1 protein-coding gene is annotated in these 237 nt (G+C 70.0%); it reads left to right on the forward strand.

Features of this window, described 5'->3' with window-relative positions:
• Nucleotides 1-237 (forward strand): hypothetical protein (locus RB628_RS43105; protein ID WP_318325870.1); only part of this gene is annotated, 237 nt, incomplete at both ends.

The raw sequence follows: 237 nt of genomic DNA on the forward strand, positions 1-237 counted from the left end.
ACAGCGGCTACCTCGGCGCGGCGGCCACCCCGACCCGGCTCTCCGACGCCGACGTAGCCGTGGGTTCCGACGGCTCGATCACCCTTCCCATCACCCTCGACGCCATGTCCGCGTACCAGGTGATCGTCTCCCCGGGCGGCACCGGCAGCACCACCGCCTCCGACAGCACCTGGTCGGCCAGCTACGAGGCCGAGAACGCCACCCTCAGCGGCAGCGGATACAACATCAACACCGAGG

It is taken from the genome of Streptomyces sp. ADMS (assembly GCF_033441795.1).
Taxonomy (GTDB): Bacteria; Actinomycetota; Actinomycetes; order Streptomycetales; family Streptomycetaceae; genus Streptomyces.